This window comes from Rhodospirillum sp. A1_3_36 (genome assembly GCF_047263945.1).
Taxonomy (GTDB): domain Bacteria; phylum Pseudomonadota; class Alphaproteobacteria; order Rhodospirillales; family Rhodospirillaceae; genus Rhodospirillum.
Genome location: NZ_JBLAVB010000014.1, coordinates 63,796 through 90,247 on the forward strand (window position 1 = coordinate 63,796; position 26,452 = coordinate 90,247).

The following is a 26,452-nucleotide window of genomic DNA, read 5'->3' on the forward strand; positions in this document are numbered from 1 at the left end:
ATCCCTTCCAGAGAGGTAGGGTGAACACCCTTCCGCTTGCTCACGCGGACTGAAACCCGGGTGACCGAAGATTTGATTTACCACCTCCTGCGGGGTGAACACCCTTCCGCTTGCTCACGCGGACTGAAACCGTCCGTGATTTCCTTGAAGGTGGCGTCTTCGGGGAAAAGGTGAACACCCTTCCGCTTGCTCACGCGGACTGAAACTGGGGTGTTGTTGCCGTAATCAGCCCAGCCCGTGCCAGGGGTGAACACCCTTCCGCTTGCTCACGCGGACTGAAACAGCCCCCCGCAGCATTTTTCATACTTTTCCGCAAGGTGAACACCCTTCCACTTGCTCACGCGGACTGAAACACACCGTCAAGATGATCATGCATTTGTTGTCTAAGGTGAACACCCTTCCGCTTGCTCACGCGGACTAAACCGGCGCAGCAGCCTTAGGTTAATCTGTATCTGCGGGCTGTTGTCGCCATGGACTGGGACATCAGACTGGTAGGCCATCCGAACGCCCACTTGGTCCGGCAAAGGTCCCCTTGCCGTCTTCGTCATCACCTCTGCTTTATGCAGCTCGGCTTTGCCGTCAAAAGCGTTAAGGGATGCACAAATCCTTACTTTCACCTGAGTTTTTTACTGTCGTCATCCCCGCGCAGGCGGGGATCCAGGGTTGATTTCGCTGTCGGTGGTCAATCACCTGCGGGTCACGTCAACCGCTTCCGCCACCTGCCCCCACCCCGGGAGCTCATGGAGCCACCTTCACAACATACCCCTGGGTCCCATTCGAAACGCCATCCCTACCCCACCGTGATGACCCGGTCGAAGTCCAGACCATCGACGGCGTCATGGGTGATGACCAGCAGACTCCGCCCCCCCAGATCCGCCAGAACCCGGATGAGCAAATCCCGCCCCATGGCCGGATCCAGCCCCTCGGTTGGTTCGTCAAGGATCACCACCGGTGTGGGCTTCAACAGGGCTCGGGCGACGCCGATCCGCCGCGCCTGTCCACCCGACAGGGTCGCCCCCGCCGCACCGACGGGCGTTTCCAACCCCTCGGGCAGGGCCGCCAACACCTCCTCCAACAGGGTGGTTCGGCAGGCCCGGGCGATAGCCTCCTCCCCCGCCATGGGGTCGCCGAGGGTCAGGTTTTCCCGCAGGGATCCGGTGAACAGGCGGGCGTCCTGGGGGGCGACAGCGAAGAGGCGCCGTCGGGCCTCCGGATCCCACTCCCGTGCCGATTGCCCGGCGAGAATGATCCTCCCCGCCGTCGGCATCCGTAGGCCCGTGAGCAGGGCCACCACCGTGCTTTTGCCCGCCCCGGACGGACCGACCAGGGCCACCCGTTCGCCCGGGGCCAGGGTCAGCGAAAAATCCTCCAGGACCGGTTGCCGCAGATGATAGCCAAAAGTCACCCTTTCGAGGGAAAGGGAACAGCGCTCGGGAGTCGGCCCAACCTCTCCAGCGCGAGGCACCGGGTTCGGCGCTCGATCAGAGATGGCAAACAGCCGATGGGCCGAAGCCAGGAGGTCGGTCAGCCCCAAAAACGCCGCAGGCAGGGGCGCAACGGTTTCGAACAGGGCCATGGCCAACAGGGCAAGCATCACCACATCGGGCCGGGCAAGCCCCCCTCCCACAGCCAGGGGCAGAGTCAGGACCAGGGCGCTCCAAAGGGCCAGATTGGCCAGAAGGCCACTGCCCGCCTGTCCCACCTGGGTGAGACTGGCCGTGGCCGTCTTCGCCCGGGTCCAGCGCCGGTTCTCCTCCAGAAAACGCGCCCGATGGTCCTCATCGGCGGAGAAGGCCAGCAGTTCGGCCATGCCCTGGACATGGTCGACCGCCTGAACCCGCAGGACTGCGGCGCTCTCCACCGCCTCCCGCCCCGGCTTGCGGCCGAGGGTCCAGACCAGCAGGGGTAGGCCCAACCCCGCCAAGGCCAGCAGAACCGCCAGCACCAACGCCAGCCGGAGGTCATAGCGGGCGACGAAGACCAAACAGAGCGCCGCAGCCAGTCCCCCGGCGATGATCGGCGTGATCACACGGGTGATGATTCCTTGAAGACGGTCGATGTCCCCCTGAAGACGGGCGGCCAAATCGCCACTGTGGTAGGCCTCCAGCCCACCCGGCGCCAGGGGCTCCAGATGGTCGTAAAACCAGCGACGCAGGGCGGCGAGCAACCGGAAGGTCGCCTCATGGGTCACCAACCGTTCCAGGTAGCGCCCCCCCGTGCGGAGAATGGCACAGGCCCGGATCAGGGCGGCCGGGGTGAAATAGTTCATGGTGACCCCAGCCACCCCCGCCAGTCCCATGGCCGTAATGAACCAGCCAGAGGTGGCCATCAGGGCGATATTGGCCAGCATCGTCACCAGGGAGAGCAGGATTCCGGCCAGCACCCAATGCCAATAGGGTTTGAGGAGAGCGAGCAAGTGAAACAAGGATTTCATGTTGTGCTGCCCTTCGCGTCTTCCGCCTCACATTGGTCATATGGTCCTCGGACCGAACGGCCTCCCCGCCCCTCCACGACCCGCCCAGCCTCAAGCCAGACCACCCGGCCTGCCGCGCGCAGGGTGTCGGGCCGGTGGGCGATGGTCAGCACCGTGCGCCCGACCGTCAGCCGACCCAAAGCGTCCAGCACGGCGGCCTCGCTCTCCCCATCCAGGCTGGCGGTGGGTTCATCCAGCAGCAACAGGGGCGCGTCCCGCAAAAATGCCCGGGCCAAGGCAAGGCGCCGGACCTGTCCGCCCGACAGGCGGTTTCCCCCCTCACCGATGGCTTGGTGGTAGCCCTCCGGCAGGGACCGGATAAAGTCATGGGCATTGGCCTGCCGGGCGGCCTCCTCCACCGCCTCCAAGGGCGCATCCGGGCGGCCCAGGCGAATGGCATCGGCAACGGAGCCCTGGAACAGGTGGGGCCGCTGGGGGACCCAGGCCAGGGAGCGCCGCCAGTCCTCGACGGAGAGTCCCCCCAGGGGACAGCCATCGACCAACACCCGCCCAGCCGAGGGCTCGACGAAGCGGAGCAGCAGGTTGACCAGGGTGCTTTTGCCGGCACCGCTCGGTCCGGCCAAGGCGACATGCTCCCCCGGCGAAAGGGCGAAGGTCGCACCCGTCAGCCCCTTCACCCCGTTGTCATAGGTCACGGCCACCTCCTCGAAAGACAGCCCTACCGGCTTGGTCGCACGGTAGGCTGCCCCCTGAATGGCGCGCGCGGGGCGCGGGCGGTTGAGCAGAGCAATCATGCCATCCGCCGCGCCGATGGCTTCCATGCGGGCGTGGTAATGGACACCCAAGCTGCGCAGGGGCAAATAGAATTCGGGGGCGAGCAGCAGAATGAACAGGCCCCGGTGAAACTCCATCTCCCCCCAGAACAGGCGGAAACCGATAAAGACGGCGATCAGCGCAATGGACACCGTCGCCAGGAACTCCAGAACCAGGGAAGAAAGGAAGGCCACCCGCAGAACTTTCATGGTGTCCTTCCGGTAAGCCTCGGCCATGCGCGAAACGGTTTCGGCCTCCCGTCGGCTGGCGTTGAAAAGTTTTAGGGTGCTCAAGCCCTGGATGGCATCGAGGAAGCGGGCGCCCATGCGCGTCAACCGCGCCCATTGCCGCTGATTCAGACGCTCGGCCCCCTTGCCGATGAGGATCATGAAAAAGGGGATCAGGGGCGCGGTCAGAGCCAGTACCAGGGCCGAGATCCAATCCAAGGGGATGACCGCAGCCAGAACGGCCAGGGGAATGAGAACCGTGGTGATCATCGCTGGAAGGAAGCGGGCGAAATAGCCCTCCAGAGCCTCGACACCCTCAACCAGAGAGGTGGCCAAAGCCCCCACCTTCTCTCCCCCCATCCCCACCGGACCCAGGGCGCGGGCCTGATCAAGCAACTCGGTCCGCACCGCCGTCCCCACCCGCTGGGCCATGGCGAAGGCCACCCGCTCCCCGCTCCAGGTCAAAACCGCACGGAGCAGGAAAAGTCCGAGCAGCCCCCAAAACCGGGGCCAAAGGGCCTCCAGCGGAATGTCGCGGAACAGGGCTGCCTCGGCGATGGAAGCCACCAGCCAAGCCTGGGGAATGAGCAACGCGCCATTGCAGGTCGCGATCAAAACCGTCACCGGAAACAGGCCTCCCGCCAGGGGGCGCCGGGACTTCAGGAAGGCGGCGGCGGTGGGCTGTGGGTCGGGTAGGGGGTTGGGCATGAAGAGAACCAGTTCACCGGAAAGAAGACCGGCTCCCCCCTGGTGACGGGGGAGCCGGGTATGGAGTTTGGATCAGGAGCGCTGGGTCGGCTTCGATCCGGCCCCGTCCTTGGAGGCGCCATTGAAGGCCTGTTCCGCCTCGTACCACATGGCGTTAATCACGCCGAACGACAGGGCAGCAGTCAGGCCAAGGATCCAGGTGAAGTACCACATATCTTAGAGTTCCTTTCAAATTCAATCCGTTAAGCATCCGGCAACCGGAAAATCCACAGAATCAGGACCGTATCTCGTCATTTTTGGGCCAGGGATCCGGGGCCTTTCGGCCAGTAAATGCCTGGGGTCTGGGGCCTTTCGGCCCCAGTGGGGGACGGGGCAAAGCCCCGTGACGGAATCCCCCCTCCTGCCGTGTCCCCTGCGGAAAATCAGGTCACAGGTTTCCACCCGCTGTTCTAATAGGCCGAATGGGAGCGGGCTTGGATGTCCTCAACCGTGACCTTCCCCCACATGCGGGTGTAGCACCACACCGTGTAGGACAGGACAATCGGCAAAAAGATCACCACGGCCCAGAACATGACCGTCAAGGTCAGATGACTCGACGGCGCATCCCAGATGGTCAGACTCGATCGCGGATCGATGCTGGAGGGCATGATGAAGGGGAACATGGACAGCCCCGCAGTCCCCACGATCCCCGCCATGCCCAGGCCGCTGGTGACGAAACCCAAACCCGGACGATTCAGGCGGGACAGCAGGACCGTCAAGGCAATCCCGGCCAATCCAACGATGGGAGCCAGCATGGCGATGGGATAGGCCGCGTAGATGTCCAGCCAGGCGCCGGGCGCCCTGACCACCTCCTTGGCCAGCGGATTGGGCAAGGCGTCCAAGGCAGGTTGGGAGACGATCCGATAGCCGTCAATGCCATAAGCCACCCAAACACCCCCCAGGGCAAAGCCCACGAAGGCAATGGCCCCCATGATCCCCACCGCCGCTTTGGCCCGCGAAGACAGCGGGTCTGCGGTGCGGATTTGCAGCCAGACGGCGCCATGCATGGTCAACATGGCAAAACTGATCACCCCGGCCAACAGGGCGAAGGGGTTGAGCAGCGGCAGCAGGGCCGTGAACAGCGCCCCCTGGTAATACACGCGCAGCAGGTCGTCCAAATGGAAGGGCACGCCCTGCAACAGGTTGCCGAAAGCCACGCCGAAAATCAGCGAGGGCACCGCCCCACCGGCGAAAAGCCCCCAGTCCCAAGCCCGGCGCCAGCGGGCGTCGCCGATTTTGGACCGGTAGTCGAAACCCACGGGCCGGAAGAACAGGGCGAACAACACCAATAGCATCGCCATATAGAAGCCCGAGAAGGCGGCGGCGTAGACCGCAGGCCAGGCAGCGAAGATGGCCCCCCCTGCGGTAATCAGCCAGACTTGGTTGCCGTCCCAATGGGGGCCGACGGTGTTGATCATCACCCGCCGTTCCTCGTCGGTCTTGCCAAGGAAGGGCAGCAGGCTGCCCACCCCCATATCCATGCCATCGGTGATGGCGAAGCCGATCAGCAGGGTGCCGACCAGGATCCACCAGATGAATTTGAGAACCTCATAATCGAGAATCATCGTCCTGTGCTCCTGTTATTCGGCGGGGGCGAAGTTGGCGGGGGATGTTTCCCCATGATACCGACCTGTCCCTAAAGAGGCGGGGCCCTTTCGGGCGAACTTGACCATCAGGTAAATCTCGATGACCAGGAGGAAGGTGTAGAAGCCGATGAAACCGGCGAGGCTGAAGATCAGGTCTCCTGTGGTCAGGCTGGAGGTCGCGAGGAAGGTCGGCAGGATCTCGCCGATGGCCCAGGGTTGGCGGCCATATTCAGCGACAAACCAGCCCAGTTCGCAGGCCAACCAGGGCATGGGAATGCACCAGAGCAAGGCCCGTTGCAGCCATACCTGCTTGTCGATGGTCCGTTTGAGGGTGAAATAGAAGGACGCGGCGATCAACGCCAGCATGGTGAAGCCAAAGAGCACCATGATCCGGAATCCCCAGAACACGGGCGCCACTGCGGGAATGCTGTCCTTGGCCGCAGCCACGATCTGGGCATCGGTGGCATCGACCACCTTGTCGGTCTGAGCCTTGAGCAACAGCCCATAACCCAGATCGGCCTTATGCTGCTCAAACCGGGCAAGAGTCTCGGCAGAAGTGTCCCCCTCCCGCAACTTCAACAGGTCTTCATAGGCGACCATGCCCGAGCGGATGCGCGTTTCATTATGGGCCACCAAATCCCGAATGCCGGTGACTTGCTTGTCAGTGGACCGGGTGGCGATGAGCCCCATGAGATAGGGGATTTTCACCGCGTAGTCGGTCTCCTGGGTTTTGTCATTGGGCAACCCGAACAGGGTAAAGTCGGCGGGGGCGGGCTGGGTTTCGTATTCGGCCTCGATGACCGCGAGCTTGACTTTCTGCACGTCGCCCAGCTCGTAACCGCTTTCATCCCCCAACACGATCACCGACAGGGCCGCCGCCAGACCGAAGCCCGAGGCGATGGCGATGGAGCGCTTGGCGAATTCCATGTCCCGGCGTTTCAGCAGGTAGAAGGCGCTGATTCCAAGCACGAACATGGAGGCCGTGACATAGCCCGCCGCGACCGTATGGACGAACTTCACCTGGGCCACGGGATTGAGCACCAGATCCGCAAAGCTGGTCATTTCCATGCGCATGGTCTCGTAGGAGAACTCGGCCCCCACGGGATTTTGCATCCAGCCATTGGCCACCAGGATCCACAGGGCCGAAAGGCTTGACCCCAGGGCGGTGAAGAAGGTCACCGCCAAATGTTGGCGCTTGGTCAGCTTGTCCCACCCCAGGAAGAACAGGCCGATGAAGGTGGATTCCAGGAAGAAGGCCATCAGGCCCTCAATGGCCAATGGGGCGCCAAAAATGTCGCCCACATAATGGGAGTAATAGGACCAGTTGGTGCCGAACTGAAACTCCATGGTCAGGCCGGTGGTCACTCCCAGGGCAAAGTTGATGCCGAACAGCTTGCCCCAGAACTTGGTCATGTCCCGGTAGACTTCCTGACCGGTCATCACATAGACCGACTCCATGATGAACAGGATCCAGGACAACCCCAGGGTCAGGGGAACGAAAAGAAAGTGATAGAGGGCCGTCGCGGCGAATTGCCAGCGCGATAGCTCCACGAATAACGGATCAATGGTGGGTTCCATAGGGAACGCTCCTTGAGTGTCCGGACAACCGCGAGCGCCCAGGCCCCTCCCTCCATTTCGGAGGAGGAGGGCTACGGGTTCGGGAACCGGATAGGAAAAGCGTGAAGCCGGTCACAGGGACCGGAGAGAACGGGACCGTCAACGCGGTCCGATCAGGCGGGGACCGGAGGAGCCCGAGCCGCCCGAACGGTCAGGAAGGCCCGCAATTGGGGACGTTCGACCGCAGGAACCGGCGCCAAACCCAAGCGAACCGGGATCAGTCCCCAAACCATCAGCGAGACGAGGAACAAAACCGCCGAGAAGGACGCGTTCCCCATCATCGGCAAGCACATCAAACAAAGGCCCGGATCCTGGATGGCCCCCCGACTTCCCGTTCCGCCGTCAACACTGGGATCGACAATCGTGAAGCCGGTTCCGCTACAAATGACCAGGGGGCCGCCAAAGCCAAGAGAGTCCGTTCCAACGGCGGGCAAACCCAAGCCACCAAACCCACCCAGCCCCAACAGAAAGGCCATGCACAGCACACCCATCCAAGCTGCGAAACGTGCGCGGCCTCGGGGTCTGCTCAGCTTATGGAAGGCGGTTCGGACCATTGGGTTTCCCTTTGGGAATCCTGCGTTTTCTCTGTCCTTAGGGGTAGGCCTGAACCCTACGCCACTGCATTGCGGATCGTCAATCCCGCTTCAGGGAAAGGGGTTTCCGCGTCAACTTCCACATTCTTTTAGTGGGTATTTTCCAACCGATGCCCTTACCTGAGGTCCGGCACTCACGGCAACAGAAAGCCCTTTGTGTAGGGCTCCTCGTCATAGAGGAACACCGTATTGATCCCCGTCACCCAGGCTGATCCGGCGACGCTGGGGATGATCCCGGTCCGATCGCCCAGGGCCGCCTCGGCCTCCACCCGGCCATGGAACAGGCTTCCGATGATGCTTTCATGGACGAAGTCGTCTCCCGGCTTGAGCTCCCCCCGGGCGGTGAGTTGCGCCATGCGCGCCGAGGTCCCCGTACCGCAAGGGCTGCGGTCCACGCCTCGATCCCCGTAGAACACAGCGTTCCGCGCACTGGCACCCTGGCCGCGAGGTCTGCCGGTCCACATGACATGGGACAGCCCCCGGATGTCCGAGTTCTCCGGATGGACGATATCGTCATAGGCCTCGTTCACCAGACGGCGGATGACGGGACTGAAGCGCTGAATATCCATCACCGACAGATCGTCCAGGTCCGTGTAACCGGTCTGGGGCTCGATGATGGCGTAGAAATTGCCCCCATAGGCGATGTCAAAGGTCAGCGGTCCCAGACCCGGCACCTCCACATGGTAGCCCGTGCCATGCAGGTAGCTGGCAATATTGCGGATGCGCACACTGGTAACCTTATCCCCCTCGGTCTCGTAGCGGGCCTCCACCACCCCGGCGGGGACATCCAGGCGGAGCACCCCCTGCTCCCGAGGGCGGACCAGCCCATGCTCCAGGGCAACCGTCACCGTACCAATCGTGCCATGGCCGCACATGGGCAGGCAGCCGCTGGTCTCGATGAACAGGATCGCAATGTCGCAATCGGGACGGGTCGGCGGATAGAGGATAGAGCCGCTCATGGCGTCATGGCCCCGGGGTTCGAACATCAATCCGGTGCGAACCCAATCAAATTCCCTCAGGAAATGGGCACGCTTCTCCATCATGGTCGCCCCCTCCAGCAGGGGCCCCCCGCCGGAGACCAAACGGACGGGATTGCCACAGGTATGGGCGTCGATGCAGGAAAAGGTATGGCGGGCCATGGGATGGACTCCGGTCAGGCAGGGGGGAAGAGCGGGGACAGGAGATCAGGAGGCAAAACGCTCAACAATAAACGGCGCCGGGTTAAAGGGCATCTCCCCGCCGGTGGCCAGCGCCGCGATCATGGCTGCGGTCCCCGGCGCATTGGTCAGCCCCAAATGCCCATGCCCGAAGGCCAACAGCACGCCCTTGGGGTCGGCGGGGTGACGCCCGATCACCGGTAGACTATCGGGAGTGGACGGCCGATGGCCCATCCACTGGACGGCGCCGTCCTCCTTCACCCCAGGCACCAGGCGTCGGGCCAAGGTCAGCAGGACCGACGAGCGCCTATAGTTGGGAGGCGCCTGCGTCCCGGCGAATTCCGCAGCACCGCCAACCCGCAGGCCCACGGCCAAGGGAGTGAGCACGAATTTGCCCTCGGCGGAGGTGATGGGATGGTTCAAGGTGATCCCCGGCATCGGCAGGGTGGTGTTATAGCCCCGCTCGCTTTCCAGCAACACCGGTGCACCCAGGGCTTCGCAAAGGGGTTTTGACCAGACGCCGCCCGCGAGCACCACCTGGGTTCCCGTGAGGATCCGACCATCGGTGAGACGAAGGCGGCGCGCCTTGCCGTCCTTCTCGATGGCAGCGACCTCCCCGTTTTCCAGTATCACCCCCAGGCGCTGGGCATAGGCGACCAGCTTCAAGACAATGCGATAGGGGTCGGTCACATGGGCCCAGCGGGGGAAACGCACCGCGCGCGCAAAACGGGGCGCCAAATCAGGCTCAAGCTCCGCCAACTCGGCAGCGGTCAAGATCTGGTGAGGCACTCCATGGCGCGCCTTCAGCTCCCGGTCTTCGGCATCGGCCTGGAAGGCGGCCTCGGTCTCGTAAACGGTCAGGCTGCCCTTGGTGGTGAACTGATCGGAAATCCCGGCCCGCTCTGCCAAGCCGGGCCAGAGCTCCCAACTTGCCTGCGACAGGGGTGCAAGCCCCGCCGTCAGCCGCGCCACGGTCTCCTTCCGGCCTGTGGCAAGAAACCGCAGGAACCAGGGCAGAGCCTTGGGCAGATGGGCCGGGCGCAAAGACAGGGGCCCCAGGGGATCAAGCAACCATCGGGGCACCTTCCACAGCATCCCCGGTGCCGCCATGGGGGTGATCTCACTCGCCGCCAGACACCCCGCGTTGCCCTTGCTGGCCTCGTTCCCCGGCGGACCCCGGTCCACCAGGGTCACCGTCAACCCCACCTCACGCAAGGCAATGGCACAGCACACACCGATGATTCCCGCACCAATCACCAGAACGCCCTCAGGCGTCCCCCCCTCCGAGGATTTTCCCATGCCTAAGTCCTTTTATATGCCTCACGCCAGTCCGCTCCGCGGACGGCTCCGGCGGGGCGGGCTTCGCCCGGCGCCCCGTCGGGCGCTTGGGGGGAGATCCCTCAAGCCCCCCATAATGGATACTGGATCCAATGGAGTCCATCTATTCCAATGGGATGCCCTCTGACGAAGGCAGTCTAGTCCTTGCCGTAGTTTTCCCGCAGGACCGCCACCAGTTCCGCCGCGGCTGTCTGGATATGTTCGGCCACTGCGGCAGCGCAGGCCTGTGCATCACCGTCCCGGGCCAGCTTCAGGATATCCCGATGCTCCACCCGGGATTTCTGGGCGCCATCGGTCAGACTGATCTGCATGCGTGTGTAGCGGTCGACCCGGCGGCGGAGGCTTTCAACAATGGCCAAGGTCTGGGACCGGTTCGCGGGGATCAGGAAATGTTGGTGGAAATCCCAGTTCAACTCCCCCCAGCGTTTGACATCCCCCGCCTCCAGCGCCGCATCGTAGCCATCCAGGATCCTTTCGGCCTCATCCAAGTCTGCCGGAGACATCTGCGGCAGAGACAGAGTCAAAAGATGGGGTTCCAGGATGGATCGGATTTCGAAGATCTCAGTGATCTCCGACAGGGAGAGGGCCGCCACCACGGAACTTCGGTGGGCTTGGCCGATGATCAACCCTTCGGCCTCCAACTGGCGCAAGGCCTCGCGCACGGGGATGCGGCTGACGTCGTATTGCTTGGCCAGGGCATCCTGACGCAGTTGCGTGCCCTCCGCGATCTGCCCATTCAGAATGGCCTCCCGCAGAATGGAGGTCAGGCCACTGGACATTGTCTGTCGATTCAAAGGGCTCGTCATAGCGCGCATCGGACCCTGGTACGAGGGAACAACCTATACACTGGGGAATAGTGGATCCTTGAGCGCAGGTAAAGCATCCATTGGATCATCCTCCCCCGGCCCGAGCCCCCCAACTTGGGTCGGCCTGCTCCAAAGCCCGGTTTTGATGCCCAAAACCCAACCCTCTTTCCGCACCATTCAAACGAAAAAATCACTGCAACCTCTGCCACTCAGCTCCGTTGGCCCTCCACGAGATGCGGAACCGGAGACCTCCGGATGTCGCCGAAATCAAAAGCAATAAGCTTTGGAGAATGACCCATGCCTTTTTCCTTCCGCCCCCACCTCCCAATCCACCCCCTCGGCAAGCTCGTCGGCGCCACGGCCCTGGTCTCCTTCTTGGCCATCACCACCATGCCCCTCTCCCACGCTTTCGCCGCAGATGCCCAAACGCCGACACCCAAAACCTTGGAAGCCGCCGCAGATCAGATAAAGACCGACGCGGAAAGTGTCGGTAAAAAGATCGCAGATACGGCCAAAACCGCAGGTGACACAATTGCTGACACAGCCAAATCTGCGGGCGCCACCATCAGCGACGCCGCCCAATCCGCCAAGGAGAAACTCTCCGAAGCCGCTGAAGCAGCGAAGACAAAGGCCGAAGACCTGATGGAATCAGCCGAAAAGCCGAGCGAAAAGGAAGTCTCCCCCCTGCCCCTCTCCGGCCCTCTGCATGAAGTGACCGAAGGCGAGGTCACCTCTTACGCTCCCGGTTGGAGCGGTCCAATCGGCAAGCCTCAGGACCTCGTCGACATGAAAATCAACCACGGTGAGGAAGGATTGGCCGAGGTCAATGGCATGCTCGCCAACACCAAGGGACAGATTGTGGCCGTCATTGCCGATCCGGAAGGCTTCATGAACCTGAACCTGGGCACCCAGGACGTGGTTTTGCCCCTGACCGACATCACCTATGAGCCAAACAAGAATGTTTTCCAAACCACCATGACCAAGGACGAGCTTCTCGCCCTTCCCGCCTGGAATTAGGACTCAACCAACACACAAAGAGCAAAGGCGCCGGGTCTGTTCGACCGGGCGCTTTTCTCGCAGTGTCTCCACAATCCACTCCCCGTCCCCAACGACGGGACACTGTCCTCCGTGCCCCTAACGGGACACTGTCCTCCGTGCCCCTAACGGGACAACACTTCAGCGGCTTGCCGTGTTTTCTCGACCGCATTGACGACCTGCTCCATAGCCCCAACGATTCCTTCGATATTGGTGTTGATGCTTTCCACCGAGGTTGCACCCTCTTGCATGTTTTCCGACATGGACTGGGTGACAGCGCTTTGTTCATCCACCGCCGCAGCCGTGGCCCCCACATATTCCCGCACGGCATCAATGGACGACCGGATCTGCCCAAGGGACTGGTCGACCTCGTCGGAAACCTGCTGAATACCCTGGATTTCCTTGGTGATCTGATCGGTCGCCTTGGCGGCTTGATTGGCCAGATTCTTCACCTCATTGGCGACGACAGCAAAGCCCTTGCCTGCATCCCCGGCCCGAGCCGCCTCGATCGTGGCATTCAAAGCCAGCAGATTGATCTGTCCGGCGATATCCTGGATCAACCCGACAATCCCATTCATCGCATCCGATGCCGCAACCAGACGGCGGGTGGCTTCCCCCGCCCGTTCAGTCTGATCGAAGGCATTATCCGCAGTCTGCCGGGAGCGCGCCATGCTTTCAGAGATCTCGCGAATCGAGGCCGCCAACTCCTCAGCCGCAGAGGCCACCATCTGGACCGTGGCCGCCGTATGCGTAACCGCAGAGGCAGCCTGATCGGTCCGGCTTTGAGTCTGACTGACCGCCGTGCCGATTTCGCCGAAATTCTTCTCGATCAACACCCCAAGCTCTTCCAACAGCTCCATCTGAGATGTGACGTCTTGGGCATATTTCACCACCTTGAAGGGGCGGCCATTCGCATCCATGATCGGATTGTAGGATCCTTCAATCCAGACATCGTGGCCATCCTTGGCCTTCCGCTTGAAGCGACCCTTCTGGAACTCGCCCGCACGCAACTTATCCCAGAACGCTTTATACTCCGGGCTTCGCGCTTCTTCTGGTGCCATAAAAATGGAGTGCTTCCGTCCAAGGATGTCATCCAGTCGGTAGCCCATGGCATCGAGAAAGGCTTGGTTTGCGTTGCGGATCGTCCCGTCCAAGTCAAAGGAAATCATCGCCTGGGACTTGCGAATGGCATCCACCTGCCCCTTCATGTCCGCTTCGACATGGCGGCGCTCGGTCACGTCTATGGCGAATTTTATCACCTTGGCAACCCGCCCTGACCGATCGCGAATAGGATTATAGGATGCCTCGATCCAGACTTCCCGCCCCCCCTTCCCCAGTCGCTTGAATTCGGCAACCAGCGACTCGCCACGGTTCAATGACGCCCATAAATTCTTATAGGCAGGGCTGTTCACCTCTTCGGGGGAAATGAACATGGAATGATGTTTGCCCACAACCTCCTCCAGCCGATATCCAAGGATATCGAGGAATTTCTCGTTCGCAGCCAATATCTTTCCGGATAAATCAAACTCGATGACACCCTGGCTCCGGCGAATCGCGGATACGATTTCGCCATTTTCATGGCCACTGCTTGAAGCAATCCAACTCATAGCTTTCTTCTCCACGGATCTTGTGTCCGCCCTAGAAGCACATCCCACATCGCACTTCGCTAGGCTAGACTAATTGATGCCAAACACAATAGCCATTTCGGCTATACCGAGAAACACTGCCATAGGTAAATTTTGATGAAAAACTCTCTCTTTACGATAAGATCGGGCCGGATAACGAATGGCTTTTTACTGCGGCATAGGACTTGACTTCGCAGGCCTGGGGTTGACACTCCCCGTTGTCTTTACGTCCCGAAAGCGAATCGGATCACTACCATGTCTCAGGCCAACCCCACTCCCTTTCCGCCCCCCCAAAAAATGCCGTCCTGGCAAGACATTGGCGCGCAATTGCGCGCCGCCCTGACAGAAAAGGGATTTCGGGGTGACCTGCTGATCGACTGGGGGTCCAGGGTGGCGGCTTCCACGGACAACAGTATTTATCAAATTGTACCTGACGCCGTGGCCTGCCCCCGAGACAAGACGGATCTGAAGTGCTTTCTGGCCGTTTTGAACACCCCTGCCTTTCGTCATATCCCACTGACCGGACGGGGAGGCTCTACCGGGACCAATGGTCAAGGACTGAACGGGGGGGTTATTGTCGACTTTCGACGATATATGAATCGCATCCTCTCAGTGGACCCCGAGGGCCAATGGGTTGAGGTCGAGCCCGGTGTCATCCTGGATCAGGTCAACGCCGAGCTCAAGGCCTTGGGTCGGGACGTCTTCTTTGCCCCGGACACATCAACAGCCAGCCGCTGCACCATCGGCGGCATGGTATCAACCGACGCCTGCGGCCAAGGTTCCCGGGTCTATGGAAAAACCGGGGACAACGTGCTGGAGCTGGACGTCCTGCTGGCCAATGGCGATGAAGCCCATTTGAAGCCCCTGAAGGGCGCTGAACTCGACGCCCTGCACGGCGCCAATGATAGCGCCTCCCAAACCCTGCGTGCCGCCTTGGACGCCTGCGACTCGGGTGGCCCCGCTCTGGTCGAACGCGTCCCAAAAATCACCCGCCATTTCGTCGGCTATGACCTGATCAACGCCCGACCTGCCCCCGATGTCTTCGATCCCGTGCGCTTGGTGGTGGGGGCGGAGGGAACCCTGGCCCTGGTCACGGCGGCCCGGCTGAAGCTAACCCCCCTCCGGGCCCATAAGCGCCTGGTGGTGGTGGCCTACAAGAATTTCGACGCCGCCCTGGCCTCGGCTCGGGCCTTGCTGGCCCACAACCCGGACGCCATCGAGTCCCTGGACGACACGGTCCATACCCTGGCCCACAAGGCCGGATACCTGGACCTGCTGCCCGAGAGGCTGCGCACCCCTGACGCCACCGGACGGGTCCCCGTGTCCAATTACGTCGAATTCGGCGGCGAGGACCCGACAGCACTGGATGCCCGGGTGGCCACTCTGATCACCGCCCTGGAGAGCGAACCCTCGGTCGTTGGCTGGCATGTGGCCCAGTCACCGGCGGATATCGCCAAAATCTGGTCCATTCGCAAATCCTCCGTCGGCCTGCTGGGCGGATCCGAGGGGCGGCGACGTCCCGTGGCCTTCGTCGAGGATTGTGTGGTCCCGCCGGAAAACCTGCGCGCCTTCGTCGCCGACTTCCGCGCCCTGTTGGATGGGGAAGGCCTCCGCTATGGCATGTTTGGCCATGTGGACGTGGGCTGCATCCATGTCCGCCCGGCGCTGGACATGAGCACGGCTGAGGACCAGAGCCGCATGAAAGCCCTGTCCGACGCCGTCGTAGCCGTGGTGCGCAAGCATGGCGGGATCTTTTGGGGCGAACATGGCAAAGGGGTCCGCGGCCAATATCTGCCGGAAATGGTGGGGCCGGAGGTCTATGCCGCCTTTGCCCGGATCAAGAAGGCCTTCGACCCCGGCAATCGCCTGAACCCCGGCAAGCTGGTGAACCCCGACGCCGATCCGGAGCAGCTCTACAAAATCGACCAAACCCCTTTTCGTCTCCCCAACCCGGCCGACGACACCGACCCCTATGCCGACGCCTTCCGCTGTAACGGCAACGCCCAATGTCAAGCCTATGCTGCGGCCATCCCCATGTGCCCCAGCTACAAGGTCACCGGCGAGAAACGTCATTCCCCGAAGGGCCGGGCCGACCTGTTGCGCGCCTGGCACGGTTTGGTGGAGGCCAAGGACCCGGAGACCGAAACCGTTGCCGAGGATGTCTTCTCCGCCCTGGATGGCTGCCTGGGCTGCAAGGCCTGCCTGTCGAGCTGCCCCATCCACGTGGACGTGCCGGAACTGAAATCCCTGTTCCTGGAGCGCTACTACGCAACCCGCACCCGGGGGCTCGGGGACCGGCTGACCGCCTCTCTGGAGGGACTGAGCGCCCTGGCCGCCCCCCACCCCCGGACCGTCAACGCGCTCTCCCGCCTGGGCGCCCCCCTGGTGGCCAAGGCCGCCGCTCTGGTGGACCTGCCCCGCTTCTCCACCCCGCCACTCCCAGACCGCCTGGGCAAGCGTGGCTTTGCGCCCGAAGCGGCAGAGGCGATCACGCTCTCGGGGAAGCGACCGATCCTGGTGATCCAGGATTCCTTCACCTCCCCCTTTGACGCCGGAGCCGTGGAAGCCGTTGTGGCGGGCCTCTCGGCCCTGGGGTACACCCCCCGAGTGGTCGCCCTGTTCCCCACAGGCAAAGCCCTGCATGTGAAAGGCTATCGCACCGAGTTCCTGAAGGTTGCCAAGGCCGCAAAGGCCAAGCTGGACGCCCTGCCCAAGGGCATCCCCCGGGTGGGCGTCGACCCCAGCGCCGTCCTGCTGTTCCGCCAGGAATATGCCAAGGCCGGATTAGCGCCAGCCGAACCGGTCCTGTTGGTCCAGGAATTCCTCGCCAAAGAAGCGGAGGCGGGCACAGTTTGGCCCAAAGCTCCCGCCGGAACAGCTCCAATCCGGATCATGCTGCACTGCACGGAGCGTACGGCCCTCCCCGCCTCTGGCAAACTATGGACGGCCATCTTCGCCGCGTTAGGCCTGAAAGCCGAAATCCCGGAAGCGGGATGCTGCGGCATGGCGGGCATCTACGGCCATGAAGCCCGCAACCGGAAGACCAGCGCGGCACTGTGGGACATGAGTTGGAAGGTCCCGGTCAACGGGGCAACGGGGCCGGTGACGGCAACGGGGTATTCCTGCCGGTCCCAAGCCAAGCGACTGGAAGGCAAAACCCTGCCCCATCCCTTGGCCATCCTCGCCGATCTGGTGGGATCCTGAGGCACAAGAAGCCACGAAAACCCCTATCGAAAAGGGGGAGCGTCCCAAACGTCCACTCCCCCCTTCCCTCACCCGAAATCCGGGCCTTCGTGGGTCAGGCGTCGCCATTGATCGACGACCTTATCGTCAATCCAGGTTCCCACCTTCTTGGTAAATTCCTTGTACCGATCCGTCTCCCTATGGGCTCGGAAACCCTCCTCGTTGCGGTAAACCTCGTAGAGGAAGAAACAGGTGGGGTGTGCGGTGTCGGTGCAGACGTCGAAGAGGACGCAAGCCTCCTCTTCGGCGCGGCATCCTGCGGCATGGGCCTCTACGGCCTGCCGGAACTCCTCGACGCTGTCGGAGTGGATGCGGTAGGTAACAGTCACGACGAACATTGGGGCGCGTTCTCCATGATTTCGGCCCTCCAATATAAGGGGGCGAAAGACTATAAGTGCAAAAATCTGTAACGAAGGAGTAAAAAGGTGTCGGGTCGGACGCATTTGATCAAGATGTCCGTGGGCAGCGAGACGGTCGTCGGCCTTGCCCAATGGCAGGCTGATCGCCTGGAAATGACCGGCGAATTGGTCCATCCCACCCGCATGACGCCCAAGCGTGCCGCCGAGATCCTGGAGGGCGGCTCGATCTATTGGGTCTTCCGCAAAGCCATCAGGGCCCGCCAAAGGATCCTCGACCTGCGGGCTGAGGAAGACACCGACGGCAAAGCCTATTGCGCCATCGTCCTGGATCCCGAATTGATCGAAGTGGAGAACTGGCCTCATAGGGCCTTTCAGGGGTGGCGGTATCTTCCTGAGGCCAAGGCCCCACCGGACCGGGGTCCCGTCGGCACCATCGACCCAGCCATGCCCGAAGAGATGGCCCGGGATCTCAAGGATCTGGGTTTCCTTTAGAGCATGTTGCGTGAAATGTGATTCACGCAACATGCTCTAAACCTCTGACATTGAAGCAAATCGTCACGCCTACGGCCTGCGTTCCGCCCGTCGCAATCTGTTCCAGATTGCTCGGGATTTGCTCTAAAACTTATAGAATGAGAGTGAAACTGGATCAGCTTGACTCAAGCTGATCCAGTTTCACTCTCATGTGGTGACGGCGCCCATCCACCCAGCCCAAAGGTCCGATGTCGAGGGGTCGTGGAAACAGAGGCATTGGACACCGGGCAGCCGCACCACCCGCTCCAGGAGTTGAATGTCGGCTTCATGTTCCCGGGAAATGAAGGGATCCTCAAAAAAGACCACCACATCACAGGCTCCATCGAGGATACGGTCGGCAATCTCCACGTCGCCCCCCTTGGGACCGCTGAGCAGGGGAGACACCCACCCAGCGCGATCCCGGAAGGGGGCGCTCAAGGGACCAAGAACCGCCATCTCGGCAGAGGACAACCGATCGGGCACTTGTCCATTGAGCAGAGTCCCTGTCGTCCCCGTCGCCACCCGCCCCTTGAACCGGGCAAGCAGATCCATATGCCGGGCAGCGAAATCCAACATGGCGCCCTTGAAGGAATCGTGGGCGACCAGCGCAATGGTGCGCGCCCCGGCCCAACCCGCAGGCTCTCCGGCACCGGACTCCAGCCGCCACCAATGGGCTGCCGTCTCGACGTTCGGCAGGTAGGGGCGACGCTGGACGACGCATTGGCGCTTCAGGGCTTCCACCTCCGGGAAGACGCCCAAGGGATCGTCAGGCTCCAACAGGGAGACGACTTGATCGATGCGCCGATCGGGGTCCTCAGTCACCAACCCGGCAACCATGCGCACCAAACCACCGTCCCGCGCCGCAGGAAAGGGATGGAGCAGGGTCGACGGCAGAGGATCGCCCAGCTTTGCAAGAAAATCCGCTGTCTCGCCCACGGGATGCAGGGTCCCTTGCCAACCCAGCGCGCGAGCCTTGCGAAAGGCGGCAAGCAGATCACGAAGCGCGCCCTCGCCCCATTGATTGGCGGTGGCAACGAGACCGATTTTAGGGGAGCTCATGGCCTTTAGATCCTTCCCGTTCCATTCCCAGAGATCCCGGATCCTTCCTGCAGCGGGAGGGATAGGGACGACACCCTGGATAGCTCCCCGGCGTCCGCTTCATGCCCCTCTGGCGGCCGAAACCGTGTAATCCGATAGACGGCTGCGGGCGGGAGGTTGTTGAACGTCCGCCCAACGCGTTCGGCCTTGAGGCCCAACCGATCCAGGATCCGACGGGAAACCGGGCACTGCCATCCGTAGGTGAACTGATAGAGGGCTCCACCCGGTTGCAAATAGGAAAAAGTCCCTGAGAGGATCCCCATGGTCTTTCGGGTCGACATCGACAATAAGGGAAGCCCGCTCACCGCCGCACCGACAACGGGCTCGGCGAAGAGCTGCCCTCTGCCAAGACGGGCCGCATCCATACAGAAAACCCTCGCCTGCGGAAATCGACGCTGAAGAAGTCTCGCGAAATCGGGACCCGTTTCGACCAAGGTCAGGTCGGCCTCCGCAACACCCCTTCCCAGCAAAGCGCGGGTAAACACCCCCGTCCCCGGCCCCAGTTCGAGAACGGGGCCGTCTGACGGCATAACCTCTTTCGTGATCAACCCTGCCAATGAGGCGCCCGAAGGCGCGACCGCTGCCACCCTCAAAGGATTGGCAAGCCATGCACGCAAAAACTGGATTTGATCATAAGACCTGCGGACCATCGTCATCTCTGGACCCTGTTGCAAGGGAAACGAGGCGAAACCGGGACCGGTCAACACCCCATGGCAACCACGGACTTATACGTGATTTCAACGGGAAAGCCCACGGACACGTCACAAGATAGGCAAGATTCCGTTCCCTCTGCGCACCTCTGCCGGTTTCGCCGTAATCGGCGCCATCACCAACTCGCCAAGGCCCTCTTCCCTGCGACATTGGCTCTTCTGATTGATCAATCTCTGGATATTCTGAAAGGATGGCCCGTAAAGTGGAAACCGAACGACGGTTGGAAAGCTCCAACGCACATAACGCGAAACCCTCCACTTTGTCCACAAACTGCGCCATGAAGCCGAAGAGCAGGAACGGCAAGCCTTGAGGGAGACCTCACGGACCGCGTAACAATCACACGTCACTGCCTCCGACAATCCCGGGGCGATTCAGCTATGACGTAAGGAAGTGGTGGACCGAGAGTTGACAAAGGCCCGTGCCATCCTCAACCCTTGAAGAGAAGATAAGAGCCATCCCTCGGTTCGAGTGACTTGATAGGTAAACATGAAACGGCTCATTGAGATCATCAGAACCAGGGAAACCCGCCTCCTCGAAATCCTTATCGAACGGGCCAGGGCAAATCTCTACATCCCCTATTCCGCCCCGTTTCAGGAAGCATGGGTGACATCCCTGCACGGATTGACGAATTCTCTCATGCTGATGCTTGATCGCCCCGACCCGCTTGCGGCGATCACGGCGAACCACGATTCCAAGACGGCCTCGGTCGCGCAATACGGGATCGAGGCAGCCCGACGCCACCGAGCCCGGGGCATCAATTTGGGCATGTTTCTCGGCGTTCTGAAATGCTATCGCCAGTCCTATATCGATCTTGTTTGGGAACAGGATTTGGATACCACGACGGGACGTCGTTTTCAGCGGGTTATCGACAACTTCTTCGACCATGTGGAAGTTGGCGTTTGCGACGAATGGGTCAGCCAGTCGCGCGACGGACTCCTGGGCCAACTCCAAGAGCACAACCGGACACTGACCGAGGAAAAGGCCAAATACCTGACAATTTTCGAAAGCCTGAAAAGTCCGGTTATTCTCCTCGACAGCAGCGGCGCGGTGGAGAACATGAACTTTTCCGCCGCGCGCCTGTTCGGGGGGAAAAGCACGCCTGGAGCCATGTACTACGGCGACAGGAACGTTTCGCTCGGCACCTTGTTTGGCAGGCCGATCACCCTGGATGAACTCCACGACCTGTCCGGGGAGCAGAAAATCTCTACCCTTCTTGGCCCGCGGTGGTTCGAGGTGAAGGTGCAAAAGGGATTGGACAATTCCTCGCGTTTCGATGGAACGGTGGTGATTCTCTCCGACATCACCGAATACCGCGAGGCGCGGGAGGCCGCGCGGGCCGCCGATCGGGCGAAATCCTCCTTCCTCGCCACCATGAGCCATGAAATCCGAACCCCCCTTCATGGAATCATCGGCCTGACCGAGCTGATCGACCGGGGAGGACTGCTGGCGAGCGACCGGGAACGTCTGGATGCGGTGGGCCAGTCCGGGGAACTGCTGCTGTCGGTCGTCAACGACATCCTGGATTACTCGAAGATCGAAGCGGGCGTCATCGACTACGAGCATATCGCGTTCGCCGTCGACGACGTGCTTTCCGAGGTCTCCGCCCTTCTGACCCCCCTGGCCGCGCGCAAGCCCGACCTGTCCCTCAGCGTGGAGATGACAGACCTTCCTCCCGTTCTCGGCGACCCCGGCAAGCTCAAGCAGGTCCTTCTCAATCTCGTTGGCAACGCCATCAAATTCACTGAGGCCGGAAACGTCGTGGTGACGACCCGCCGAGACGGAGAAACCGGCCTTTGGTTCCTGGTCCGCGACACCGGCCCCGGAATCGCGCCGGAGAAGCTTGACGCGATCTTCGAACCCTTCATCCAATCCGACGGGTCCGTGGCCCGTCGCCACGGCGGCAGCGGCTTGGGGTTGGCCATCTGCCGCCGGATCATCGACATGCTGGGCGGATGCCTCGAAGTGTCCAGTACCCTGGGCAATGGCAGCGAATTCCGCGTCTTCATGCCGTTCTCCATGGCTGCGCCCGCAGGGGCCGCGACCCCTTCCTCGGTCATGGCCGAAACGGTCCCGCCGGATCGTCCATGCCCCATGGATATTCTCGTCATCGAGGACAACGAAGTGAACGCCCTCGTCATAAAAGGCATGTTGGAACGCGATGGACACCGGCCGGTGATCGTCCAGCACGGCGAAAAAGCCCTGCAACTGTTCATCGAGCACCCTTTCAACATCGTGCTGACGGACATTCAACTGCCTGGCATGAACGGTTTTGAAATCGCCCGGCGGATCCGGGCCTTCACCGATCCAGTGAAACGGACAGTCCCCATTGTCGCTCTTTCCGCCCAGGTCCTGCAAAGAGACATGAGCGCGGGCTTCGAGGCAGGAATCTCCTCGTTCATCGCCAAACCGTTCCGGAAAGCCCAATTGGACCGGGTCTTGTCCCGCGCATCCCAGGGAACCCTCGTCGAAGTCGTCGAACCGTCAAGGGACACCAGCCCTTTGGACGAACAGGCCCGCGACCTCGGGCCAGCGAGCGCCTGGCGGGTTCTCGATCTATACCGATCCCAGGCGGAAACCCTGCTCGACGAATTGGAGAGCGCCGTAGAGGACGGAGATCTCGAGCGCGCACGCGCCATCGGCCATCGCCTCAAGGGGTCTTCCGCGCATGTGGGGTGTACTCCGCTCGAACGGCTCGCTGCGGAGGTCGGTCATGTTATCAGGACAAGCAAGCATGAGAACCTTTGCGCGCGGGTCCGAGAAACGCGCGAAGCCTTGCCCCAGATTCTGTCGGACCTGATCCATGCCTTTGAAGAGCAGTGGGGGCCGAAGGAGACCCGCGTAAGGAACGCGGGGTAATCGACCCATGGCCCAGTATGGCCACCAAATAAGGGCGGTAACGTCCGCTTCCGTATAACGCGGACCACGGGACACGACTTTGGGTGTTTTCCCGTCACGGGGCTTTGCCCCGTCCCCCACTGGGGCCGAAAGGCCCCAGACCCCAGGCATTTATTGGCCGAAAGGCCCCAGCCCCCCAATTGTAATTTCTAAAAGAAAAAAGGGGGTTTGGGGGCATTTTCCCCCAAATGGGCTTGGGCAATCGCCCAAAAAAGCGAGACAGGGTCGTTTACTGTGAACGGGGACAAGCCCTCGAAGAGACTCTAGAGCATGTCGCGTGAAATGTGATTCACGCGACATCCTCTAAACCTCTGATATTGAAGCAAATCGTCACGCCTACGGCGTGCGTTCCGCCCGTCGCAATCTGTTCCAGATTGCTCGGGATTTGCTCTAAGTTACCCGCTCGGTGAAAACATAACCCAGACCATATTCAGTGACGATGTAGCGGGGGGTCGCCGGATCAGGCTCGATCTTCTGGCGCAAGCGACGGACGAGCACGTCAATGGTTCTTTCGTTGGGCTCCAGTTCGCGACCACTCATGGCGTCGAGCAAGGCACTTCGGCGCATGATCCGCCCGGCGTTTTGCACCAAGGCGGCCAGCAGATCGAATTCCGCGTGTGTAAGCCGCAGATCCTCGCCATCGGGCGAAGTGAGACGGTGGCCGTCGAGGTCAAAGCGCCAGCCATCGAACGTCTTTATCGTCCGCTCTGGCGCGACGTCCGCGCTGCGGGTCCGGCGCAGTACGGAATGGACCCGCGCCATCACCTCGCGCGGAGAAAAGGGTTTCGTGATGTAGTCATCGGCGCCCAATTCCAAGCCGATTACCCTGTCAGCTTCCTCGCCCATGCTCGTCACCAGAATGACGGGGGTGGCATGGCGGCTGGCGATTTCGCGCATCAGGGTCAGCCCGTCCCCATCAGGCAAATGAATATCGAGCAGGATCAGATCCGGTGGTTCGGGAAACATCATCCCGCGCAACCCCGCAGCGGTACCGGTCGATTCAACCCGATACCCCGCATGTTCGAAATAGTCTGTAAGGGTCCCCAGAATGACCGGATCGTCATCGACAATGGCAATCCGGGTTCGCGATGGCACGATCTGGACCGGCTTTCTCATAGTGGCATTCATCGTCCATTCACATTTCACCAATGAGTGTTCATCATCCGGCGGAACTGTTTTCACACCGCTTCTGTATGGTCCTCGCAGATGGAGCGGCGAGAATATCGCCTCTTCGGTCGCGCGGAAAGGATCCATTCCGCCGCCTCCCTGACATCCCGACCCGCACGCCCGGATCGACGACTTGTCCGCTCCATCACCCCTCGATATTTCAGAAGAGTGAAGGGCCATGACATGCACTCCTTAACAACGAGCACCAAAAAACGACTTCTGGTGGGAACCGCGGGCATCGCGATCTTGGGATGCGTGGCTTTCTTTGCCCTGACCTCCCCCACCCTGTGGTCCTTGACGCATCCCTCGCGGGACACGGCGGACAGCGGTCCAGCCGATCTTGAAAACGGCCAGACGATGTTCATCGCGTCCGATTGCGCGACCTGCCACGCAACGCCGGGACAGGACGATAAGCTTTTGCTGGGCGGGGGGCGACAGCTGAATACGGATTTCGGCATCTTCACAATGCCGAACATTTCCCCGGACAAGGAACACGGGATCGGCGATTGGACGGTTGAAGAGTTCGTGCGCGCGGTGCGCGAGGGCGTGGGCCGCGACGGAGAAAACCTGTATCCGGCCTTCCCTTATACCTCCTATCAGCGCATGACGGCGAACGACCTCCGCGACCTTTTCGCCTACATCAAGACCTTGGAACCCGTTGCCAAGGATGCTCCGCCCAATGACTTGAAGTTTCCCTTCAACATCCGTCGGGGGATCGGCGTCTGGCGCCTTGCCTTCCTGGACGGGCGCCCGCTAGGTGAAACGCCGGAGACCGTGTCCGAAGCCGCACCCAAGGGTACGGGCGCGGCCCTGCTGGAACGGGGCCGCTATCTGGTGGAGGGCCCTGGTCACTGCGCCGAGTGTCATTCCCCCCGCACCGTTATCGGAACCATTCAGGAAGGCCAGCGCTATGGCGGCGGCGTCACTCCGGAAGGCACGGGCTACTTCCCCAACATCTCGCCCGATGAAACCGGTATCGGCTATTGGGCGGTCAATTCCCTGAAGGACTATTTGCATACCGGAATCAGCCCCATCAACAAGCGCGCCGGTGGCGATATGGCCGAGGTAATCGAAAATACCAGCCAACTTTCCGATCATGATCGGTTGGCGATGGCGGTTTACCTGAAAAGCATTCCCCCCGTCGATCGCCCCGCCCCAGGCCAGCCCGAGCCGAACTTCACCACGGAAGTGGTCGCCTTGCCACCGGAACTCACGGTCCGAAAGAAGGCCAACATTCCCGTGACCGAGCCCGACAAGGTGGTGGCCACCAAGGTCGCCTACACGGCTCACACCAAGAGCTTTTCCTTGGATAAGAACAACGTCGGCGCCGCCGATCACGAGGACGGCAAGATCCTCGGGGCAAGCAAGCTGAACATCCTCCGCCACGAGGGCGACAAGATCGAGGTGCGCCTGGACGGATGGCAGGTCGCCGGAGCGGATTCCGTGTTGTACGCCCAACAGGGTCAACGCATCACCGAGGCTGTGCTCTCTCCTGCGGCGATTGCCACGATCACCCGAGGGGCATCTATCACCGACCCGGCGACGGGACAGGACTGGACCGAAGCCAGCGTGACCTTCTGGGTCGACACCGAGGGCTTGAACTCAAGTCTTCCCAATCTATGGCAATACAGCTCCAACCTGTTCTCCACCTCCTGCGCGGTCTGTCACGCCTTACCTGAAAGCGAGCACTTCCTGGCCAACCAGTGGATCGGGACCCTGGGGGCGATGAAGCGCTTCACCTCCCTGTCCGACGACGACTACCGCTTGCTTCTCGCCTACCTGCAGAACCATGCCAAGGACACCGATAGCGCCCATGGGGAGGGAGCGAAATGACCGCTCAGCATCAAGAACTTGAACGGACAGCGCCCCCGTCTTTCCATCCAGACGCCTTTCTCGGAGATTGGCTTGCCACGTTGTTCATCGCCCCTCTGGACCGCCTGACCATCGAAGCCGCTTGCTCAGGTCAAGGCCTGACCTTCATCGACGGCGTCGCGCACGCCCTGAGCCAGCGCGAAGAGGGGAAAACCCTGAGCCGTATCCTCGGCGAGGGATCTTCCATCGATGTGGAGCGTGCACTGTCCGAACGCTACACGGCCCTGTTCGAGGGCGTCTTTGGCCCCCGGTCGATTTCCCTTTGCGAAAGCGCCTACAGGGGCTCGGGCCGACTTTTCCAGGCCCCAACGACGGAAATGGAAGCGGTTCTGCGCCAACTGGACATGGGGACGGTGGAAGGATGCCCCGAGCCCGCCGATCACCTGTCGATCCAATTGGCCGCCCTCGCCGAAGCGATTCGTCGGGACGACGGAACCATGATTGCGACCTTGCGCCTGCGCCTACTCTCCTGGCTCCCAAAAGTGGGGCTTCTTCTGGAGGATCTTGATCCCCGGGGGTTCTACGCCGCCGCCGCATCCCTCGCCGTCGCCTTTCTATCATCGATTTAACAGCCCCGGTCGCCCCCCCTGAATGGGGCGAGACCCGGGCGGGAGAACCG

The 26,452-nt window shown here is 61.6% G+C and carries 20 protein-coding genes and 1 CRISPR repeat array; of the genes, 6 read left to right on the plus strand and 14 right to left on the minus strand.

Translation table 11 applies throughout. The features are described 5' to 3' along the window. Window positions 1–19 precede the first annotated feature (19 nt). Window positions 20–424: a CRISPR direct-repeat array (repeat unit 37 nt; unit sequence GGTGAACACCCTTCCGCTTGCTCACGCGGACTGAAAC). Between the two features lie 366 nt (window positions 425–790). From cydC to ACLIRY_RS21165, 9 genes are all read right to left on the minus strand, one after another. Next, window positions 791–2,434, minus strand: coding sequence for a thiol reductant ABC exporter subunit CydC (gene cydC, locus ACLIRY_RS21125; protein WP_413207406.1), 1,644 nt, complete (start codon window positions 2,432–2,434; stop codon window positions 791–793). After that, window positions 2,431–4,182 carry a thiol reductant ABC exporter subunit CydD gene (cydD, locus tag ACLIRY_RS21130; protein ID WP_413207407.1) on the minus strand — a complete coding sequence of 584 codons (1,752 nt, stop codon included), beginning with the start codon at window positions 4,180–4,182 and terminating at the stop codon, window positions 2,431–2,433. Before cydD ends, cydC begins: the two co-directional genes overlap by 4 nt. A gap of 72 nt (window positions 4,183–4,254) precedes the next feature. Then, window positions 4,255–4,395 (minus strand): cytochrome bd-I oxidase subunit CydX, encoded by a 141-nt coding sequence (gene cydX, locus ACLIRY_RS21135; RefSeq protein WP_413207408.1) that lies wholly within the window; start codon window positions 4,393–4,395, stop codon window positions 4,255–4,257. Between the two features lie 236 nt (window positions 4,396–4,631). Then, window positions 4,632–5,783 carry a cytochrome d ubiquinol oxidase subunit II gene (gene cydB / locus ACLIRY_RS21140; protein ID WP_413207430.1) on the minus strand — a complete coding sequence of 384 codons (1,152 nt, stop codon included), beginning with the start codon at window positions 5,781–5,783 and terminating at the stop codon, window positions 4,632–4,634. Window positions 5,784–5,801: 18 nt separating this feature from the next. Continuing rightward, on the minus strand, window positions 5,802–7,385 hold the full coding sequence (locus ACLIRY_RS21145) for a cytochrome ubiquinol oxidase subunit I (protein WP_413207409.1): 1,584 nt from the start codon (window positions 7,383–7,385) through the stop codon (window positions 5,802–5,804). Window positions 7,386–7,537: 152 nt separating this feature from the next. Continuing rightward, window positions 7,538–7,900, minus strand: coding sequence for a hypothetical protein (locus tag ACLIRY_RS21150; RefSeq protein WP_413207410.1), 363 nt, complete (start codon window positions 7,898–7,900; stop codon window positions 7,538–7,540). A gap of 251 nt (window positions 7,901–8,151) precedes the next feature. Further along, on the minus strand, window positions 8,152–9,156 hold the full coding sequence (locus tag ACLIRY_RS21155) for a 4-hydroxyproline epimerase (RefSeq protein WP_413207411.1): 1,005 nt from the start codon (window positions 9,154–9,156) through the stop codon (window positions 8,152–8,154). A gap of 45 nt (window positions 9,157–9,201) precedes the next feature. Continuing rightward, on the minus strand, window positions 9,202–10,473 hold the full coding sequence (locus ACLIRY_RS21160) for an NAD(P)/FAD-dependent oxidoreductase (RefSeq protein ID WP_413207412.1): 1,272 nt from the start codon (window positions 10,471–10,473) through the stop codon (window positions 9,202–9,204). Window positions 10,474–10,649: 176 nt separating this feature from the next. After that, a complete protein-coding gene (locus ACLIRY_RS21165) occupies window positions 10,650–11,291 on the minus strand; it encodes a GntR family transcriptional regulator (RefSeq protein ID WP_413207413.1) in 642 nt (213 codons plus the stop codon). A 324-nt stretch (window positions 11,292–11,615) separates the two neighbouring features. Between ACLIRY_RS21165 and ACLIRY_RS21170 the strand changes: the two genes are divergently transcribed. Beyond that, on the plus strand, window positions 11,616–12,335 hold the full coding sequence (locus ACLIRY_RS21170; protein WP_413207414.1) for a hypothetical protein: 720 nt from the start codon (window positions 11,616–11,618) through the stop codon (window positions 12,333–12,335). Window positions 12,336–12,478: 143 nt separating this feature from the next. On the opposite strand, the gene ACLIRY_RS21175 is transcribed toward ACLIRY_RS21170, so the two are convergent. Next, window positions 12,479–13,960 (minus strand): methyl-accepting chemotaxis protein, encoded by a 1,482-nt coding sequence (locus ACLIRY_RS21175; RefSeq protein WP_413207415.1) that lies wholly within the window; start codon window positions 13,958–13,960, stop codon window positions 12,479–12,481. A 273-nt stretch (window positions 13,961–14,233) separates the two neighbouring features. Here ACLIRY_RS21175 and ACLIRY_RS21180 point away from each other — a divergent pair, with 273 nt between their 5' ends. Next, the gene (locus ACLIRY_RS21180) at window positions 14,234–17,182 is read left to right on the plus strand and encodes an FAD-binding and (Fe-S)-binding domain-containing protein (protein ID WP_413207416.1); all 2,949 of its coding nucleotides are present in this window, start codon (window positions 14,234–14,236) and stop codon (window positions 17,180–17,182) included. A 68-nt stretch (window positions 17,183–17,250) separates the two neighbouring features. Here ACLIRY_RS21180 and ACLIRY_RS21185 read toward each other — a convergent pair whose 3' ends face one another. Beyond that, entirely contained in the window at window positions 17,251–17,559 is a 309-nt protein-coding gene (locus ACLIRY_RS21185; protein WP_413207417.1) for a putative quinol monooxygenase, read from the minus strand. A gap of 87 nt (window positions 17,560–17,646) precedes the next feature. Between ACLIRY_RS21185 and ACLIRY_RS21190 the strand changes: the two genes are divergently transcribed. Then, the gene (locus ACLIRY_RS21190) at window positions 17,647–18,072 is read left to right on the plus strand and encodes a DUF1489 family protein (RefSeq protein ID WP_413207418.1); all 426 of its coding nucleotides are present in this window, start codon (window positions 17,647–17,649) and stop codon (window positions 18,070–18,072) included. A gap of 186 nt (window positions 18,073–18,258) precedes the next feature. Here the strand turns inward: ACLIRY_RS21190 and ACLIRY_RS21195 are convergent, their stop codons facing one another. Further along, on the minus strand, window positions 18,259–19,149 hold the full coding sequence (locus ACLIRY_RS21195) for a methylglyoxal synthase (protein WP_413207419.1): 891 nt from the start codon (window positions 19,147–19,149) through the stop codon (window positions 18,259–18,261). Window positions 19,150–19,154: 5 nt separating this feature from the next. Continuing rightward, window positions 19,155–19,718: a class I SAM-dependent methyltransferase gene (locus tag ACLIRY_RS21200; protein ID WP_413207420.1), complete on the minus strand. Its 564-nt coding sequence runs from the start codon at window positions 19,716–19,718 to the stop codon at window positions 19,155–19,157. A gap of 667 nt (window positions 19,719–20,385) precedes the next feature. Here ACLIRY_RS21200 and ACLIRY_RS21205 point away from each other — a divergent pair. After that, window positions 20,386–22,755: an ATP-binding protein gene (locus ACLIRY_RS21205; protein WP_413207421.1), complete on the plus strand. Its 2,370-nt coding sequence runs from the start codon at window positions 20,386–20,388 to the stop codon at window positions 22,753–22,755. Between the two features lie 429 nt (window positions 22,756–23,184). Here ACLIRY_RS21205 and ACLIRY_RS21210 read toward each other — a convergent pair whose 3' ends face one another. Next, window positions 23,185–23,910 carry a response regulator gene (locus ACLIRY_RS21210; RefSeq protein ID WP_413207422.1) on the minus strand — a complete coding sequence of 242 codons (726 nt, stop codon included), beginning with the start codon at window positions 23,908–23,910 and terminating at the stop codon, window positions 23,185–23,187. 234 nt (window positions 23,911–24,144) lie between these two features. On the opposite strand from ACLIRY_RS21210, the gene ACLIRY_RS21215 reads away from it, so the two are divergent. Both ACLIRY_RS21215 and ACLIRY_RS21220 read left to right on the plus strand, forming a co-directional pair. Continuing rightward, window positions 24,145–25,794: a c-type cytochrome gene (locus tag ACLIRY_RS21215; RefSeq protein WP_413207423.1), complete on the plus strand. Its 1,650-nt coding sequence runs from the start codon at window positions 24,145–24,147 to the stop codon at window positions 25,792–25,794. Continuing rightward, on the plus strand, window positions 25,791–26,402 hold the full coding sequence (locus ACLIRY_RS21220) for a molecular chaperone (protein WP_413207424.1): 612 nt from the start codon (window positions 25,791–25,793) through the stop codon (window positions 26,400–26,402). The genes ACLIRY_RS21215 and ACLIRY_RS21220 overlap by 4 nt, the downstream gene beginning before the upstream one ends. Window positions 26,403–26,452 lie beyond the last annotated feature (50 nt).

Coding starts and splice junctions, on each gene's coding strand:
- ACLIRY_RS21175 (WP_413207415.1), bottom strand. CDS start 13,960: ATGAGTTGGATTGCTTCAAGCAGTGGCCATGAAAATGGCGAAATCGTA.
- ACLIRY_RS21205 (WP_413207421.1), top strand. CDS start 20,386: ATGAAACGGCTCATTGAGATCATCAGAACCAGGGAAACCCGCCTCCTC.
- cydD (WP_413207407.1), bottom strand. CDS start 4,182: ATGCCCAACCCCCTACCCGACCCACAGCCCACCGCCGCCGCCTTCCTG.
- ACLIRY_RS21220 (WP_413207424.1), top strand. CDS start 25,791: ATGACCGCTCAGCATCAAGAACTTGAACGGACAGCGCCCCCGTCTTTC.
- ACLIRY_RS21155 (WP_413207411.1), bottom strand. CDS start 9,156: ATGGCCCGCCATACCTTTTCCTGCATCGACGCCCATACCTGTGGCAAT.
- ACLIRY_RS21195 (WP_413207419.1), bottom strand. CDS start 19,149: ATGAGCTCCCCTAAAATCGGTCTCGTTGCCACCGCCAATCAATGGGGC.
- ACLIRY_RS21200 (WP_413207420.1), bottom strand. CDS start 19,718: ATGCCGTCAGACGGCCCCGTTCTCGAACTGGGGCCGGGGACGGGGGTG.
- ACLIRY_RS21160 (WP_413207412.1), bottom strand. CDS start 10,473: ATGGGAAAATCCTCGGAGGGGGGGACGCCTGAGGGCGTTCTGGTGATT.
- ACLIRY_RS21215 (WP_413207423.1), top strand. CDS start 24,145: ATGCACTCCTTAACAACGAGCACCAAAAAACGACTTCTGGTGGGAACC.
- cydC (WP_413207406.1), bottom strand. CDS start 2,434: ATGAAATCCTTGTTTCACTTGCTCGCTCTCCTCAAACCCTATTGGCAT.
- ACLIRY_RS21180 (WP_413207416.1), top strand. CDS start 14,234: ATGTCTCAGGCCAACCCCACTCCCTTTCCGCCCCCCCAAAAAATGCCG.
- ACLIRY_RS21145 (WP_413207409.1), bottom strand. CDS start 7,385: ATGGAACCCACCATTGATCCGTTATTCGTGGAGCTATCGCGCTGGCAA.
- ACLIRY_RS21165 (WP_413207413.1), bottom strand. CDS start 11,291: ATGTCCAGTGGCCTGACCTCCATTCTGCGGGAGGCCATTCTGAATGGG.
- ACLIRY_RS21185 (WP_413207417.1), bottom strand. CDS start 17,559: ATGTTCGTCGTGACTGTTACCTACCGCATCCACTCCGACAGCGTCGAG.
- ACLIRY_RS21170 (WP_413207414.1), top strand. CDS start 11,616: ATGCCTTTTTCCTTCCGCCCCCACCTCCCAATCCACCCCCTCGGCAAG.
- ACLIRY_RS21210 (WP_413207422.1), bottom strand. CDS start 23,910: ATGAGAAAGCCGGTCCAGATCGTGCCATCGCGAACCCGGATTGCCATT.
- ACLIRY_RS21150 (WP_413207410.1), bottom strand. CDS start 7,900: ATGGCCTTTCTGTTGGGGCTGGGTGGGTTTGGTGGCTTGGGTTTGCCC.
- cydX (WP_413207408.1), bottom strand. CDS start 4,395: ATGTGGTACTTCACCTGGATCCTTGGCCTGACTGCTGCCCTGTCGTTC.